13 protein-coding genes and 1 pseudogene are annotated in these 15,739 nt (G+C 73.5%); 5 read left to right on the plus strand and 9 right to left on the minus strand.

The window, feature by feature from the left end; all coding sequences use genetic code 11:
- Together KBY19_RS30345 and KBY19_RS30350 are read left to right on the plus strand one after the other, a co-directional pair.
- A pseudogene (locus KBY19_RS30345) lies at window positions 1-184 on the plus strand (ornithine decarboxylase); the annotation flags it as partial.
- 84 nt (window positions 185-268) lie between these two features.
- Window positions 269-943 carry an HAD family hydrolase gene (locus KBY19_RS30350; protein WP_210955036.1) on the plus strand — a complete coding sequence of 225 codons (675 nt, stop codon included), beginning with the start codon at window positions 269-271 and terminating at the stop codon, window positions 941-943.
- A 489-nt stretch (window positions 944-1,432) separates the two neighbouring features.
- On the opposite strand, the gene KBY19_RS37655 is transcribed toward KBY19_RS30350, so the two are convergent.
- Complete coding sequence (locus tag KBY19_RS37655) at window positions 1,433-2,173, minus strand: cytochrome P450 (RefSeq protein WP_307843669.1); 741 nt, start codon at window positions 2,171-2,173, stop codon at window positions 1,433-1,435.
- A gap of 948 nt (window positions 2,174-3,121) precedes the next feature.
- Between KBY19_RS37655 and KBY19_RS30360 the strand changes: the two genes are divergently transcribed.
- Window positions 3,122-3,739, plus strand: a complete 618-nt coding sequence (locus tag KBY19_RS30360) for a response regulator transcription factor (protein WP_099885514.1) — start codon at window positions 3,122-3,124, stop codon at window positions 3,737-3,739.
- A gap of 49 nt (window positions 3,740-3,788) precedes the next feature.
- On the opposite strand, the gene KBY19_RS30365 is transcribed toward KBY19_RS30360, so the two are convergent.
- From KBY19_RS30365 to KBY19_RS30385, 5 genes are all read right to left on the minus strand, one after another.
- Complete coding sequence (locus tag KBY19_RS30365) at window positions 3,789-5,678, minus strand: ATP-binding cassette domain-containing protein (protein ID WP_185018678.1); 1,890 nt, start codon at window positions 5,676-5,678, stop codon at window positions 3,789-3,791.
- The gene (locus tag KBY19_RS30370) at window positions 5,671-7,524 is read right to left on the minus strand and encodes an ABC transporter ATP-binding protein (protein WP_210967137.1); all 1,854 of its coding nucleotides are present in this window, start codon (window positions 7,522-7,524) and stop codon (window positions 5,671-5,673) included. The genes KBY19_RS30365 and KBY19_RS30370 overlap by 8 nt, the downstream gene beginning before the upstream one ends.
- Window positions 7,525-7,528: 4 nt before the next feature.
- Window positions 7,529-7,651 carry a SapB/AmfS family lanthipeptide gene (locus KBY19_RS30375; RefSeq protein WP_016471140.1) on the minus strand — a complete coding sequence of 41 codons (123 nt, stop codon included), beginning with the start codon at window positions 7,649-7,651 and terminating at the stop codon, window positions 7,529-7,531.
- A 38-nt stretch (window positions 7,652-7,689) separates the two neighbouring features.
- Window positions 7,690-10,398: a class III lanthionine synthetase LanKC gene (gene lanKC, locus KBY19_RS30380; protein ID WP_210967138.1), complete on the minus strand. Its 2,709-nt coding sequence runs from the start codon at window positions 10,396-10,398 to the stop codon at window positions 7,690-7,692.
- Window positions 10,399-10,550: 152 nt separating this feature from the next.
- Window positions 10,551-11,600 carry an enoyl-CoA hydratase/isomerase family protein gene (locus KBY19_RS30385; protein WP_099885516.1) on the minus strand — a complete coding sequence of 350 codons (1,050 nt, stop codon included), beginning with the start codon at window positions 11,598-11,600 and terminating at the stop codon, window positions 10,551-10,553.
- Window positions 11,601-11,995: 395 nt separating this feature from the next.
- On the opposite strand from KBY19_RS30385, the gene KBY19_RS37370 reads away from it, so the two are divergent.
- Window positions 11,996-12,448 (plus strand): ANTAR domain-containing protein, encoded by a 453-nt coding sequence (locus KBY19_RS37370; protein WP_307842243.1) that lies wholly within the window; start codon window positions 11,996-11,998, stop codon window positions 12,446-12,448.
- Window positions 12,449-12,548: 100 nt separating this feature from the next.
- On the opposite strand, the gene thiI is transcribed toward KBY19_RS37370, so the two are convergent.
- Together thiI and KBY19_RS30400 are read right to left on the minus strand one after the other, a co-directional pair.
- Window positions 12,549-13,778, minus strand: a complete 1,230-nt coding sequence (gene thiI, locus KBY19_RS30395) for a tRNA uracil 4-sulfurtransferase ThiI (protein ID WP_210967143.1) — start codon at window positions 13,776-13,778, stop codon at window positions 12,549-12,551.
- 105 nt (window positions 13,779-13,883) lie between these two features.
- Window positions 13,884-14,453, minus strand: coding sequence for an SRPBCC family protein (locus KBY19_RS30400; RefSeq protein WP_185018695.1), 570 nt, complete (start codon window positions 14,451-14,453; stop codon window positions 13,884-13,886).
- A 103-nt stretch (window positions 14,454-14,556) separates the two neighbouring features.
- On the opposite strand from KBY19_RS30400, the gene KBY19_RS30405 reads away from it, so the two are divergent.
- Entirely contained in the window at window positions 14,557-15,225 is a 669-nt protein-coding gene (locus KBY19_RS30405; RefSeq protein ID WP_210967139.1) for a TetR/AcrR family transcriptional regulator, read from the plus strand.
- 126 nt (window positions 15,226-15,351) lie between these two features.
- Here KBY19_RS30405 and KBY19_RS30410 read toward each other — a convergent pair whose 3' ends face one another.
- Window positions 15,352-15,582 carry a hypothetical protein gene (locus KBY19_RS30410; protein WP_099885519.1) on the minus strand — a complete coding sequence of 77 codons (231 nt, stop codon included), beginning with the start codon at window positions 15,580-15,582 and terminating at the stop codon, window positions 15,352-15,354.
- Window positions 15,583-15,739 lie beyond the last annotated feature (157 nt).

Consider the following 15,739-nt stretch of genomic DNA (forward strand, 5'->3'; position numbering starts at 1 on the left):
CACTCCCTATCCGCCGGGCATCCCCACCGTGCTGCCCGGCGAGCGGCTCACCAGGACCGTGCTCGACTATTTGCGCAGCGGCGTGGAGGCCGGGATGAACCTGCCCGACGCCGCGGCACCCGACCTCGACACGGTACGGGTGCTCGCCGACGGACAGCCCCCCGCCGCTCCCGGCCGCTCCTGACTCCGGACGCCCTCCGCCCCCCAGCCTCCCGACCCTCCTCAGGCGCACCCGCACGCTCACCCTCACCCGAACGAAGGAGCCGCCATGCCACGCGCCGCGCTCTTCGATGTCGACGGCACCCTCACCGACACCACCTATCTCCATGTACACGCCTGGTGGGAGGCGCTGCGCCAGGCGGGGCACAAGGTGCCCATGGCGGCCGTGCACCGGGCCGTTGGGCTCGGCGGCGGCGATCTGATCGCCCATGTGCTGGGGGAGGGCAGGGACCCGGAGCAGGACACGACGATCGACGCCGCCCACAAGACGCTCTTCGCCACCTGCCACGAACGGCTGGCGGCGCTGGAGGGCGCCCGCGAACTGCTGCGCGCGCTGCACGCCAGGGGCTGGACGATCGTGCTGGTCACCTCCTCGGTGGGTGGTGAGCTGGCCGCGCTGCGCCGCGCCCTGGACGCCGACGAGGTCATCGCCCACATCGCCAGCGCCTCGGACGTCGCGGAGGGCAAACCGGCACCCGACTCCGTGGAACAGGCCAGGGAACTGACCGGAGCCGCCCGTGAGCAGACGGTTCTCCTCGGCGACGCCGTATGGGACATGCGTGCCGCCTCCCGGGCCGGGGTCACCGCGCTCGGCGTGCTCTCCGGCGGCATCCCGCGCGCCGAGCTGACCCGGGCCGGTGCCCAGGAGATCTACGAGGGGCCCGCCGATCTGCTCACCCGGTTGGACGAGAGCGCCTACGCCAGGCTGGAACAGGAGAGCTGAGCGCGGCGACCGCGGCCCAGGACCGGGCGGCGCGCCGGGCCGGCCTCCGGCCTGGGCGGGCGGCCGCCAGCGTAGCGGCCGCGTCGGATGGGTACCCGGAGCGTCCACACGAGAGGAGGCCACCATGACGGGAGACGGCAGGGACATCCCCGCGGAAGAGGGCGTCACCACCGAGGACGCCGCCGAGATGCAGGCGGGTCCCGTCGAGGGCCGGCAGCCGGACGAGAGCCCGGAGCGCGGTCCGTGGCAACCGCCCGTGGAGTCCGACCCACCGCCCCGGGCGAGCGGAGGCGACAGCGGCGGCTTCGACACCTCCTTCCTGACGCCCCAGGCGGAGTCCGACCAGGAGTACGCCGAACCCGCCGACCCGGGCGCCGAGCCCGAGGACCAGGGCATCCCCGATCTGCAGGACGGTGCCCCCATGCAGCAGCGGTCCAACGACCCGCAGCAGGAGTCGGTGCCGGGTGACACGCCGAGTCCGGCCACCGGCTACAGCGGGCTCACCCGGAAGGCCAGCGCGAAGTGGTCGAGTGTCGCGGGAATCGGCGCGGACGGGCGCAGCTGCGGGTGCGAGGCCAGCGTGTACTGGTGCCGCTCCACCAGCGCCGCCAGCAGTGTGCTGACGGTGAACAGCACCAGGTTCTCTCCAGGACACCCGGCCGGACCCGAACTGAACGGAACCAGCGCCGGGTTGGCCCGCGCTTCTTGTCCCGTCTCCTCGGTCCACTGCCGGGGCGCGAAGCTGTCCCCGTACGGGGCGGCGGGCTCGGCGCGGTGCAGATAGGGCGTGTGGAGGGCGAAGACCGTCCCGGCAGGCAGTGTGCCGCCCTCCCAGGAGGTCTGTGCCGTGCTCTCCCGCAGGATGAGGGGCGTCGTCGGCCAGCCGTACCGACTCCAGCGCGCAGCCGCGCAGGAACGGCAGTTCGCGAGGGGTGTCCGGCTGCCCGGCGGTCGCCTCCCGGCGGGCCTGCCCGGCCGGCTCGGGATGGGTCGCCAGTACGGCCAGGGCACGCACGGTGGCCATGCCCGCCGCGTCGTAGGCGAACAGCCAGTGCGGGATCTGGCCCGCGCGGTCGGTACCGGCCGGTGCGGGTGTCCGGGCGACCCGCTCGGCGAGGCTGCCTGGCTCCGGCCGGGCGGCGTAGGAGCGTACCCGGGCCAGGAACGCGCTCCGCAGCCGCCTGCGGCGCGGAGAGGCCAGCGACCAGTTGGCGGCCGAGCGCAGCGCACCGAGTTGCGCGGTCAGCGTGGTGTCGTCACGTGCCGCGTCCCCCAGGACGACGCGCCGGACGATGCGCCACCACGCGGCGTCGAACTCCCCCCACCGCAGCTGCCCCGAACGCTCGGCCCCCTCCAGCAGCAGCGCCGCCTCCTCGCGTACGACGCCGGTCAGCCGCCCGGCGATGCCGTGCAGCGGCCTGGGGGTCTCCAGCACCTCCTCCACGAACTCCCGGCGCCGCGTCCGCTCCTCGCCACCGGAGATGAGGACGCCGTGCGGCTGGAACTGGGCGAGGGCGCTGCGCTTCTCCCACGTCGCCGGGCTGAAGGGCTCCGGTGTCTCACGCAGCACGCGGCGCGCGTCCTGCGGGTCCAGCACCATCGCGTACGACCGGCCCCGCACCGTCAGCGGGAGGGGGCCCGGCCCGTACCGCTCGCGCAGGGCGCGCATCCGGTCGACACCGCGCCGGTCCCAACCGGTGCGCTCCACCAGCGCCATCGCCCGGGGCCTGCGCACGATGACGCCGCCTGCCAGCACCGGCAGCAGTACGTCCGCCACCACGCCCGCCGCCTCCCGGGCGCCCGGCGGGGGCAGCGTCCCCCACGGGTCCGGCGCGCCCGGCGTGCTCGGTTTCCCAGGGGCGTCCGAGCTGCTCTCGGTCAGTCGCATCTCCACTCCGCTCACTCCGCTGGCCGGAGGTGCTCCGGCCGCCGTCGGTGCGTCGTCTTCAAGAGGGTCGCGGTACCCGCAGGTAATCGGGCGAAACGACGCGCGGGGAGGCGCCGGATGCCGCCCGGCCGCGTCGGGGAGTGCGCCCCCTCATACCCCCCCCATAACACATCGCACACATCCGATTTCAATGTGTGGCCAAAACTGTGTGCCTCTCCTCCGCGATGAGCTTGTATGTATTGAGTTGCGCCTGTCATGTGGGGGGATCGGGCACCTAGGGGGGATTGAGTGTGATCCGAATACTGCTGGTGCACGACGTGCGCATACTCCGATGCGCACTGGCCGCTCTGGTCGGAAGGGAGCCGGACATGACCATCGAGGCCGCACCCGCGAAGGACGCGGTGCGGCTGGCACGGGCCCAGCCCCCCGATGTCTGCGTCGTGGACGCCGATGTGACGGGGCGTTCTCCACTGGACGAACTGGCGGGGCTCTCGCGCAAGAGCGCCACACGGTCGGTGGGGCCGTCGCACCGGCTGCTGGTGCTGGTCAGCCAGCACTGTCCGGGGGCGCTGCGCCGCGCACTGGACGCGGGGGCACGCGGTTTCGTGTGCAAGGACGCGCTGCCCGAGCAGTTGGTGACCGGTATCCGACAGGTGGCCGCAGGCGAGCGCTTCGTGGACAACGCCTTGGCGGGCACCGTCCTGAGGGCCTCCGAGGTCCCGCTGAGCGAACGGGAGCTGACCGTGCTCTCGGCGGCGGCCGAGGGCGCGCCCATCACCGAGATAGCCCGCCGTCTGGGCCTGTCGACCGGAACGGTGCGCAACTACATGTCCGCCATCACCCGCAAGACCGGCGCCCGCAACCGGGTGGACGCCATCCGCATCTCCCAGGGAGCCGGCTGGCTGTAGTGCGCCGGCCCGGCCGACGGCGAGCGGGCAAGAGCGCGCCGCGCCCCCGCTACACGCGGGACTGCGGGGCCCAGCCCGCCGCCAGGTCGCGATAGAGCGCGGAGCACTCCAGCAACTGGGCATGGGTGCCGCAGCAGGTGCGTTCGCCGTCCAGTACCAGGATCAGCTCGGCGCGCAGCGCCGAGCTGATCCGGTGCGCGATCACCACCAGCGCACCGCCGCGCCGGATGAAGGCGTACTCGGCCACCTCCTCGGCGGCCGGGTCCAGATGGCTGCTCGCCTCGTCCAGGACCACCAGAGGGGCGGGGGAGAGATAGGCGCGGGCCAGCGCCAGCTGCTGCCGTTCCCCCGCCGAGAGCGCCACCGGGTCCACCCACCCGTCGAGCCCTCCGAACTGCCGCACCAGCGCTCGGGCGCCCACCGCTTCCACGGCGTCGAGCAGCACCGCCCCCGGCGGTGGAGCGGAGCCCTGCGGAAGCAGACAGCAGAGGTTCTCGCGCACACTGCCGGTGAAGACGTACGACTCCTGGGGGATCAGCACCCGTTGTCCGGCCAACTGCTCGGCGGTCCGCAGCCGTCCGGGTACGGCCGGCTGCCCATGCAGTCTGATCTCGCCGGCCGAGGGGTGCAGCAGCCCGGCGACCAGCAGGGCCAGGGTGGACTTGCCCGCGCCGCTCGGGCCGACGACCGCCAGCCGACCGCCCGCCGGGACGGTGAGATCAAGCCCCGTCAGCACCGGCGCGGCGGCCGGGCCGTAAGCGAAGGTGACATCCCGCAGTTCGAGGGCGGGCACCTCAGGGCCCGAAGGCGTACGGGGGCCCGGCGTGCGGGGCGGGCGGCCCGAGGGTGTGCGGGGCGACGACGTGCGGGGCGTCGGTGCGCGGCTGTCCGGCGTCGGCGTGCGCGGTGCCGGTCCGCCGGAGTCCGGCGCCCCCTCCCGCAGCCGGCCGATCACCACAGCGAGCCGGGCGCCCGCGCCGCCCAGCCCGTGCACCAGGCTCTGCAGCGCCGGCAGCAGTGACTGGGTCAGATAGGTGAGCGCTCCCGCCAGCGCCCCGGCGCTCACCCCGTGCCGCAGCAACCAGGGGGTGAGCACCAGCAGCAGCACGACGGGCAGCCGCCCCCCGATGCCGAGGGCCAGCGCACGGGCGACGCCCCAGCGGGCCAGCGCGTCGGCCGCCCGCCGCTCCGCCGTCACCCGCCGCTCCACCCGGCGGCGCACCGACTCCTGGGCACCGCATGCGGCCACGTCCCGCAGCGCACGCACCGTCGTGCCCACCTCGCGCGCCAACTCCTCGTCCGCCACCAGGAAGTCCCGCTGCCTGCGCGCCAGCGGGCGCAGCGTCCCCGCGAAGACGGCGAGCCCCGCCAGCAGGGGCGGCACGACGACCAGCAGCAGCACCGGAGCCAGCGCGACGAGACCCAGCACCGCCCCCGCCAACGTGAACAGGAAGGAGCGGGAGACCATCACCAGCCCGGCGAAACTGTCCCTGGCGATCTCCACCTGGTGGGTGAGCCGGGAGACGACGCCGGTCCCGGACGCCTCCCCGGCGGCACGGCCCGGTGTGCCGACGGCGGTGACGGCCTCGTGGAGCCCACGCCCCACCACGCGGCGCACCAACTCGTCGCGCAGCGGTTCGGTGAGCTGCGCCACCTGCCGGTAGACCCGTGCCGTGCCCCACGCGCCCACCAGCAACCCCAGCGCGGCGACGGACAGCCACGCCAGGCCGGTTGCCGGGTGCCCGGCGAGGAAGCCGTCGTCCAGGGCGCGGGCGAGCGCGAAACCCAGCGCGAAGGTGTGCGCCGCCTCCAGCACCGACCAGCCCGCGAGCGCGACCAGTGTCCGGGGCCGCCGCAGCAGGAAGCCCAGCCCCGCCCGCACCAGGCTCCGCCGGGCGCTGTCCCGGGGCCCGGCCGACCCCTCCCCGGACTCAGCCATCGTCCCTCCCGCTGCCGAACAGGGCCCGGTAGGCGGGCTGCTCCCACAGCTGTGCGTGCGGCGCCACGGCCCGGATCCGGCCACCGTCGAGCCACGCGGTCAGATCCGCCCGCGCGGCGGTCGAGGCGCGGTGCGCGACAACCAGCCGGGTCCGCGCCCCCCTGGCAGCCCCGCCGTCCCTTCCCTGTCCGCCGTGGCCTTCTCCCGCGCCCACGAGTGCTCGTGTCACCTTCAGCTCCGTCACCGTGTCCAGACTGGAGGTGGCGTCGTCCAGAACGAGTACCCGGCCGCCCTGGGCGAGCGCACGGGCGAGGCCCAGGCGCTGCACCTCGCCACCGGAGAGCGGCGCCTGCTCACAGGGGGTGCCGTAGCCGTACGGGAGGGTGCGCACGAACTCGTCGGCGCAGGCGGCGCCGGCCGCCGCCCGGACCCGCGCCTCATGCCCCTCCCGCTGCCCGGGGATCCCCGCGGCGAGCGCTTCGCCGATCGTGGCGCCGAACAGGACAGGACGTTCGAACGCGAAGCCGATGGCTCGCCGCAGCGCCGAAGGATCCAGCTCCGCCAGGTCGGTGCCGTCCAGCAGCACCCGGCCGGCCTCCGGCTCGACGAGCCGTCCGGCGACGGCGGCCAGCAGCGACTTGCCCGCGCCCGATCGGCCCACCACCGCGACCGTAGCGCCGCCGGGCACCACCAGATCCACTCCGCGCAGCACCGGTTCACCGCCGTAGGAGGCCCGCACACCGCACAGTTCCAGCCGACCCGTGGTGCCGGGCGCGGTGTGGTCCGGCACCGTCCGCCGCCCGGCCCTCATGGGGGCGACGGCCAGTACCTCCGCCAGCCGCTGTGCCGCGGTGCGGCCGCACACCAGTGCGTTGAGCTGTCCGACGAGCGTGCCGATGCCCGCCGCCAGGACGGCGTAGCGCGCGGCGGCGACCAGCCCGCCCACGCTCAACTCGCCGCCACTCAGCAGCAGTCCGCCGACCGCGACCACCGCGACCTGGAGCAGCGGCACCAGCACGGCGGCCTGTGCGGTGGCACGGCCCTGCACCCGCCACATCCGGTGCCCGTGCCCGGACAGCTCCTCCAGTGGCTCCAGTACGCGGGCGCCCTCGCGCTGCCCGATGCCTGCCGCCGCGATGGTGCGGGCCCCGGACAGCGCCTCCACGAGCCGCCCGGCGATGCGTGCCTGGGTCTCCTGATAGCGGGTCACACAGTCGGTCGAGGTCCGCGAGAAGGCGCGCAGCAGCAGCATGAGCAGTGGCGTTCCGGCGAGAAAGACGGCGGCGAGCCGCGGATCGAGCAGGGCGAGCGCCACGAGCGCGCCCACCGGGGTCACCACCGCGGCCAGCGCCGAGGCGGCGCTGCTGGGCCCCGTACCCGCGTGCGCGGCGTTGCCGGTGCAGCGGGTGACCAGGTCACCGTGGGCGAACCGGTTGGCATGCAGCGGGCCGAGCGCCAGCAGATGGGTGGCGAGGCGCGTGCGCAGCCCCGCCGCGACGCGGGAGTTGAGGGTGCCGGTGAGCACCGTGTCGGCCGCGTCCAGTGCCACCAGCGCACACGTCAGCGCCGCGCACCCGGCGAGCCAGCGGCCCGCCTCGGCACTCCCTGCCCCTTCGCCCGCCAGCAGCAGGTCGAGGGTGCGGCCCAGCGCCGCGGGCAGCGTCAGCCCGGCGACCGCCGCCGCGGTCGCGGACAGAAAGAGGGCGACCGTACGCCACAGGTGCTTGCGTCCCTCGGAGAACAGCAGCTGGTCCGCCGGGGCCGCCTTCGTCCGCCGGCCGGGGGCAGGGGAGCGCCCCTGGGCGGGGGACGAACCCCGCCCAGGGGCACCGGATGCGTGTGTCACCCGGTCACAGGCACAGCAGGGTGCTGTGGGAGCTGTGCTTGTCGCACAGGAGGAGGCTCGCGCTGCTGTCGTCGCCGCCGCCGGTCCGCTCCTCGGGCTCCATCGTCTGCAGGTCGAGAAGTGCCATGGTGGTTTTCCTTCCCTATCGGGGTGTTGGGTTGTGTGTTACAGGGACGGTGATGCTTTTGTACGGCCCCCGTCCCGGAGGCCGGTCTGTGAGCCGCCGGCGATGTCACCGGTCGGTGGCGCCAGGAACGGCAGGCTCGGCGCCGCTGCGCCTCGCTCGGCGGCGGCCGCGCCCACGGCCAGCAGGCAGCCCGCGGTGCCGGTGGCCAGGTCCATCGACAGCCGCATCATCTGGTTGCCGGGGAAGGCGAGGCCGTTCCGGTAGGCCATCCCGTACCAGCCCAGGCCCGCTAGTTGCGCCTGCCGGTCGGCCTCGGTGACGCCGGGCGTGCTGGTCCTGCTCAGGTGCAGCAGCATTCCGGCGCGGCCCTGGAAGAGGCCCGGCTGTGCGTAGTACCGCATCCTTGCCGCGGGCAGCATGCCCTCCCGCGCCGCGGTGAAGCGGGCGTGCCCGGGGCGGTGTGCGAGGAAGTCGTCCAGCACCATGGCGATGCCCACACTGCCCGCGCCCAGATAGGGCATGGTGCGGCTGCCCTCGTCGACCTGCCAGGTGCCCGAGCTGTCCAGGACGCAGTGCGCCAGGTCGCGGCTGAGCGTACGCTCCGCCAGGTCCAGCAGTGCGGAGTCGCCGTGTTGTTCGTACAGCCGCACGAACAGCAGCGCCGCTCCCGTCGCACCGTGCAGCAGGCCCGTCTTGTCGGCGCCCGGGGCACCGTCGTCGGGCTCGTCCAGCCGCTGGGCCAGCAGCCGGGCGGCCTCGACGGCGGCCGTGCGCAGCTGCTGTTCCCCGGTGTCGTCCGCGAGCTGTCCCAGGGCGAGACCGAGACCGGCGAGGCCACTGTGCAGCGAGCTGCCCAGCCGCTGCCACTTCTCGTCCAGCACCCGCTCGGTCAGCTCCAGCGCCCGCTTCGTGTGTCCGAACCGGGCCAGTACGCAGGCGACGCCGGGAAGTCCGTCGTAGAGCCCCAGCGGAGTGCCGCGCGGCGGGGGATCGGTGCGCCGCAGCAGCCACTCCTCACCGTCCGGATACCGCCCGGCGGCCGTCTCGTCGAGCGCGAGGAGCACTCCGGCGGCGCCGTGCGCCACACCGAGCCCGCCGCCGGCCCCGAACTGCTCGATGTCCCCGGGGAAGAGCCGGTCGTCGCGTTCGGGGGTGGCCGAGGCGAGGATCGCCCGGGTCATCGCCTCGCGCGCCGTCGGCCAGTCGGCGGGTGCCAGGACGGTGGCCGCTCGGGTGACGGCCCGGGAGGCCGAGGCCGCCGTGTCGGTGCCCTCGATGGTTTCGACCGCCTCGGCGAGGAACTCCCGCGGGATGCCGGGGAACTGTTCGGCGGCGATCGTCGCCAGGTGTGCCGCCTTGCCGCGGTCGACGGCCAGCAGCGTCGTCATCGGGATGAACAACGCGAGCTGCAGACACGCCAGCGCATAGCGGTCGATGTCGTAGCGGGAGCGGTCGGGCGGGGCGATGAAGCCGGGGTGGGCGACGATCTGGCGCGGATCGTCGGCCGCCGGCGCTGCCGCCTCGAAGTCCAGCAGTGCGACGGATCGCTCGTCGGGCGCGACCATGATGTTGAACATGTGCAGGTCGTTGAAGACGATGCCCCGCTCGTGCACCGCCGCCACAGCCTGCTCCACCAGCCGGTGCATCCGCAGGGCCCACTCGGTGTACTCGGCCACCGCCTCCGGGTCGGGGTCGGCGCTCAGCAGCGGATGACGCCTGGCGAAGAAGGAATTGAGGGTCTGGCCCGCCAACTCCTCCATCACCAGGAACCGGTGCCCGTCCAGTTCGAACCAGTCGCGTACGTCCGGTACCACCGGCAGCCCGGCGAGCCGGTCGAGTGCGGCCTTCTCCCGCTCCAGCCGCGCCACCGCGTCGGCGCCGTCGGCGGCGAGCCCGGCGTGCGGCCGGGCCTCCTTGAGCACGACCCGGCTCCCGTCGCGGGTGTCGGTGCCGCCGTAGACGCCACCGCCGTTGGAGAAGTGCAGCGCCCGCTCGATGCGGTACGGCAGATCCGTGACGCTGGCCGCTGCACGCGCCGCCAGCTGCGGACGGAGGAAGGCGGGCAGCTCCACGCCGTCCGGCACCCGGAAGGCCGGGTCCTTGCGGTCGGGTACGAGCCGGCCGTGCGCATCCGCCACGGCGGGCACCAGACGGCCCCGGCCGTCGACGCAGAACCGCGGCGCGAAGCCCCCGTACCGCACATACAGCGGCCCCTCGCGCCAGCGCAGATCCGTCAGGATGTACGGGCCCGGTTTGCCGCCGAGTATCTCCCCCAACTCGCGAAGAATGTTCTCGAGTTGTTCTTCGTCGGCCGGATAGATGGTGGCGAATTTACCGCTCGTACCGCGTCCGGCGTATTTCGCGTTGCGCAGGTACAGCTGGGTGCGGTGCGGAACGAATTTGAAAGGGATGCGGCGTGGTACGCAGTGGTCCCAGACGGCTGTGCCGATCTCGTCCGCGTTGTCGAGCGTGGCCGACGCATGAATCTTCCAACCCTGCAACGGGAACTCTCCCGTCAGTGGGCGCAGCTCCAGCCAGTCGCCTGACCGGGTCTGCCGCCAGCCGGCGGGCACCGGGCGACGTGCCACCGGGAATTCTCCCGGGTCCACGGTGTTTTCCGGCTCGGTGGCCTCGTCAGGCTGCGCCGCCTCGCCCGGCGGGGTGCTCGATATGGAATCCGACAAGCGGTCGGGTGTGTCGTAGAAATACCGGTCCGCGAGACAGAATATTTCGTACCGCTTGTCCATCGTTCCCCTCTCCTGGGAAGCACGGGGTCAAGCGTGCAACACGGGAGGGGGAATGTGTAGTCAATTCTGTCACGAAAGCGATGTGAGGAACGCACAAGTAGCGCATTTACTGTGCATCGGCCACCGGCGATTTCCAACAGTCGGCACCAGGTTCACACGCCGAGCCCCAGGTCCCCGCCGTCCGGGACGGCGAAATGCCGTGCCACCTGCTCCTCGGTGACTTCGTCGAGCGTGGCCGGGGACCAACGCGGCCTGCGGTCCTTGTCGATGAGTTGCGCCCGCACGCCCTCGGCGAAGTCCGGCGAGGAGAGCGCGGCCACGGAGGTGCGGTACTCCTGGTTCAGCGCCTCCTCCAGCGAGGAAAGGCCGCGTGCCCGGCGCAGCGCGGCGAGCGTGACCTTGAGGGAGGTCGGCGACTTGGACTCGATGGCCGCCGCGGCCTCCTTGGCCGCCGTCCCCCCGTGGTCGCGCAGCCGCCGCAGGATCTCCGTGACGCTGTCGGCGCTGTAGCAGGCGTCGATCCACTCCCGGTGCTGGGCGAGTTCGGCCGCGGGAGCGGCAGCGGCGTACCGCGTCACCGCCTCGGCGGGCGGGGTGTGGGCGAGCGCTGCCGTGAACTCCGCGAGCCGTTCGGCGGGCACGAAGTGGTCGGCGAGCCCGCACAGCAGGGCGTCCGAGGCGCCCACCGCACCGGCGGTCAAGGCCAGGTGTGTGCCCAGTTCGCCCGGCGCCCGCGACAGCAGCCAGGTGCCGCCCACATCGGGTACGAAGCCGATGCCGGTCTCCGGCATGGCGACCTTCGCCCGCTCGGTGACGACGCGGACGTCGCCGTGCGCGGACACCCCGACGCCTCCGCCCATCACCACGCCGTCCATGAGCGCGGCATACGGCTTGGGGTAGTGCGCGATACGGGCGTTGAGGCGGTACTCCGCGGCCCAGAACCGCGCCGATTCCGTACCGCCGCCTCGCCGGACGTCCTCGTGGATCCCGCGGATGTCGCCGCCCGCGCACAGTCCCCGCTCGCCGGCGCCGCTCAGTACGACGGTCTCCACCGCCGGGTCCCGCTCCCAGGCGTCGAGCGCCTCGGTGAGACGGTCGACCATCTCCCGGTTCAGAGCGTTGAGCGCGCGGGGCCGGTTGAGGACGAGGCGGCCGGCGCGGCCGTCCGTGCTGACCAGGACGGACGGTTCGGTACGGGACACGGCTGGGCTCCTTCGCCACGGGGGATCTCTCCCGGCGGGTCGATCTTTTCCGCCACCGTAGCCGGAGGCCGCCGCGAGGCCGGTGTCCGCTCCCTCGCAGGCGCGCGGACTCACAGGCGCGCGGACTCACAGGTGCGTGGGCTCACCAGGTGTGTGGGCTCACAGGTGTGCGGGACGGCCGTCGGGGGCAGGCACATATGTGCTGCACGACAACAGTTGTCTTCGGAGGTGCGATGAGTCTCCCCGTGGCGCCGTCCCGGCCCAGTGGTGGTGCCGCGCCGCCTCGTGCGGCGACGCGGCAAGACGCGCGCCCGGTCCCGCCCGGGCCGGTTCCGGGGCGCTACCGCGCCCGCTCCTGGGCCGAACCGACGCGGATGGGCGCACGGGTGTCCAGTGTGGGGGCCGTTCACACCACCCACTCGGGAGCCGGCGCCGACGGCCGCGACGCCGCGCCGAACAGCGGTGCGCAAGCCGGGTCCGCCGGGCACGACCAGGGGTCCGAGGACCACGACCAGGGGGCCGGGGACGTGGACGAGTCACTCCCGGCCGCCGAGGCGCGCCGGCTCCGGGAGGAGGTCGCACAGCTTCGGAAGGCGGTGGAGAGCCGTCCCGTGATCGACCAGGCGCGCGGCGTGCTGATGGCCTCCTGGCACTGCGGTCCCGAGACCGCCTGGCGGATACTCGTGGACACCTCCCAGCACACCAACACCAAGGTGCGGGAGATCGCCGCGCTGCTGACCCGCGCGACCCATGACCGGCCGCTGCCCGACTGGCTGCGCCGAGCGGTGTCGGCCGCGTACGTGCGCGTCACCCGCGCCGCCCGCGAGAACGGTTTGTCCGCAAGGTGATCCGAGGCCGGTGGCGGCCGCACCCGTGAGCCGAGTGCCGCCTACCGTTGGCCGGGTTCCGGGCGTCCTCGACCGTGCCGTGTCCGGGCCCGGACCGGTGTCACGCCTCGCAGCTGTGCGCCGGACCGGCGGCGCCCACCGTCGCCGGGTCGGCGCCGGGCTCCAACGACCAGGCACCCGCCAGCAGTTCCTCCACGAGCTCGTCCAGCTCCAGACGGCGCTCGACCCGCTGCAGGTCGGGAACCCGGGCCCGGGTGCTGACCTGACGGGGGGTGAGCAGCGAGCAGCAGTCCTCGTCGGGCAGCACCGAGACATCCGCGGTGCCCAGGGCCCGCGCCTCGTCGATGATCTCCTGCTTCTCCCAGCCCAGCAGCGGGCGCAGCAGCGGCACCGAAGCCGCCTCGTCGACGGCCGCCATGTTGGCCACCGTCTGGCTGGCCACCTGCCCCAGGCTGTCCCCGGTCACCAGCGCCTCGGCGCCCAGCCGCCGGGCGAGCTCGCCGGCCGTCCGCGCCATCAGCCGACGCTGTGCGACGACCTGGAGCCGCCCCGCTCCCGCGATCGCGAGCTGCTTTTGCGCCTTGCCCAACGGAACCACCCACAGCGCCCGGTCGGGCTGGAAGCGGTTGAGCTCGCGGGCGAGCGCGTACGCCTTGTAGACGGAGGAGGCGTTGGTGTACGGAGCGCCGGTGAAGTGGACGAAGTCGCAGGCAAGCCCCCGGCGCATGGCCCGGTAGGCGGCGACCGGCGAGTCGTAGCCCCCCGAGAGCAGGGCCAGTGCCCGGCCGCTGGAGCCCACCGGCAGCCCGCCCTGACCCGGCATCCGGCGCCAGGACAGATAGCTGGCGTGCCGGTCCACCTCCACGGCCAGCTCGACGTCCGGCGCCGAGAGGTTCACCCGCGCCCCCGTCTCCAGCCGTACCCGTTCGCCGACGGTGGCGGCCAGGACCGAGGAGGTGAGCGGGAAGGACTTGTCCCGCCGCTTCGCGCGTACGGCGAAACTCGGTTCGCCACACCCGCCGGTCCGCTCCTCCCGTACGCGCAGCAGGGCGCGTACCGCGTGGGCGCCGATGTCCTCGACGGTGCTGGGGATGCGTACGGCCGGCTGCACGAGGCTGAAGCCGATCACGCGGCGTACGCAGTCCACGAGTTGGTCCAGCGGGAGGTCACCGCCCACCAGTGTGACGCTGCGGCCCTTCTCCACCCACGTCGAGCCGGGCAGCGTGCGCAGCGCGTCCCGCAGATTGCGGTACAGCAGCTCCTCGAAACGGGCGCGGTTGCGGCCGCGCAGAAAGACCTCGCCGTGCTTGAGCAGGACGCACTCGCGTATCTGCTCCTGCCCGGCGGGGCGTGGGTGCGCCGCTTCCCTTGCGTGTCCCTCGGGAGCGGGACGGGGTCCTGAGACGGTCACGGAACTCTCCTCCTGGCAACCAGGCTATGCGACCCCGCGTCCGCTCCCGCCACCCTGCCGCCCTGCTGCCGTTCCCCGGAGGCCGGTGTCACCTTCGGTGCCGGGCCTGCTGCGGCTCGCGAGCCGCAGCAGGGCGCGTACGTACGCACTGTGGCGCGCGGGTCGTGCGACAGCGCCTTGGCAGGCGTGCTCGGCGCGGTCGAGGCCGTCCTCCAGGCAGGCGTCGTGCATCGGCCCCCAGAAGAGCGGCCAGGTGAGGCGTGCGGAGCCGTGTGCCCGCATCGCCAGTGTGTGCCGCAGCAGGGTGCGGCCGCCGTCCGCCGCGAGTACGGCGTACTCGTGGAAGCCGTCGAAGCCCCGGGGGGCGGTGAAGGCGAAGCGCACCCAGGTTCCCGGGACGTACGCGGCGACCGTGTAGCGGACCGGGCCGTGTCCTCCGGTGGCACCTTCCTCCAGGGGCCGGTCCAGGACCATCGGGGGCCAGCCGCCGCGCGGCCACAGCCGGTCGTCGTCGCCGGCCAGCGAGTCGAGCAGGGCACCCACCCGGCTCGGCGCTGCGGACAGCAGCCGTTCGTGCACGTTGTAGACATCCATGGGACCTCCGTGGGCCGGAACCGGCGAGCGGGGGTTTCCGCAGCCGGATCAGGGACTCGTATTAGAGAGACCTCTCTAATACGGGCAGGCTACCCTCCCGGGCATGGCGAGGCCACCCCGATTCGACACCGACCAACTCCTCGACGCCGCCGTCCGGCTTGCGGCCTCCTTCGGGCCGGCAGGCGTGACCATGGCAGCGGTCGCCAAGGAGGCAGGCGCGCCCAGCGGCTCCCTGTACCACCGCTTCGCAGGACGGTCCGCGCTGCTGGCCGAGGTGTGGCTGCGTACCGTCGAGCGCTTCCAGGACAGCTATGCGCGCGTCCTCGCCGCGCACGACGACGCGCGGGAAGCGGGGCGGGCCGCCGCACGGCACGTCGTCGCCTGGAGCCGCGCCCACCCGGAGGAGACCCGCCTGCTGCTCTACGGGCCCGGCGACTTCGGCCGGGAGGGCTGGGCCCAGGAGTACCGGTCGCGGGCCGAGCGCGGCAACCGCCGGATCTTCGGCGAACTCGATTCACTGGCCGCGACGCTGGGGGTCCAGGACACCGAGGCAGTCGAGCGACTGACCCTGGCGCTGGTCGACCTCCCCCTCTCCGTCGTCCGGCGTCATCTGCGCGAGGGCGGCACCCTCCCCGCGCACGCCGAAGCCCTCGTCGAGGACTGCGCGACGGCCCTCCTCGACACCCTGCCGGGGGCCGGTGGCCGCGCTCATTCGGGGTCCGGTGGCCGCGCGCATCCGGGGTCCGGTGGCCGCGCGCGGAACCGGGACTGACCGAGCGGCCGGGACGGAAGCGCGGGACCGCGGTGCAGGGGGTGCGGCTTCACCCGCGGGCGGAACACCTGAAGCGCCCCCGTCGGACAGCACGGGGAGGGTCCGTCGGGGGCGTCTTCGTCGCAATCAGGACTTCGGCGGCTTGATCCACCCCTTCTTCACCAGCATGTCGCACACCTCCCTGGCCCTGCGGTCGGTGGCCTTGTGCTGCTTCTTCACCTCCTTGACGCAGTCGGCGTACGGGAAGGGCGGACGGTCGGCACGCTGGGCGGAGGACGCTGCGGTGGCCTGCCCGGCGGTGAACAGCACGCTGCTCAGTGCGACGGCCGCTGCCAGGGCCATGCTCTTCCGTGGCAAGAGTTCTCCTCTCGTCGTCCCGGAACCCGCTGCTCCGGATGCGTACTGGCCTCAACGACCAAGCCTGCGATCGGCAACGAGCCACGGTCCCCGGCACCACCTACGGCGCAGAGCTTCGGTACGACAGCCGGAATGTCGGTCAAGTCGACAAAAGGAC

The sequence above is a fragment of the Streptomyces sp. B15 genome (genome assembly GCF_018070605.1).
Lineage (GTDB): Bacteria > Actinomycetota > Actinomycetes > Streptomycetales > Streptomycetaceae > Streptomyces > Streptomyces smyrnaeus.

Bases quoted from the DNA above. Each gene is read 5' to 3' on its own strand.
- KBY19_RS30375 (WP_016471140.1), bottom strand. From the start codon at position 7,651: ATGGCACTTCTCGACCTGCAGACGATGGAGCCCGAGGAGCGGACCGGC.
- KBY19_RS30350 (WP_210955036.1), top strand. From the start codon at position 269: ATGCCACGCGCCGCGCTCTTCGATGTCGACGGCACCCTCACCGACACC.
- KBY19_RS30365 (WP_185018678.1), bottom strand. From the start codon at position 5,678: ATGGCTGAGTCCGGGGAGGGGTCGGCCGGGCCCCGGGACAGCGCCCGG.
- lanKC (WP_210967138.1), bottom strand. From the start codon at position 10,398: ATGGACAAGCGGTACGAAATATTCTGTCTCGCGGACCGGTATTTCTAC.
- KBY19_RS30400 (WP_185018695.1), bottom strand. From the start codon at position 14,453: ATGGATGTCTACAACGTGCACGAACGGCTGCTGTCCGCAGCGCCGAGC.
- KBY19_RS30405 (WP_210967139.1), top strand. From the start codon at position 14,557: ATGGCGAGGCCACCCCGATTCGACACCGACCAACTCCTCGACGCCGCC.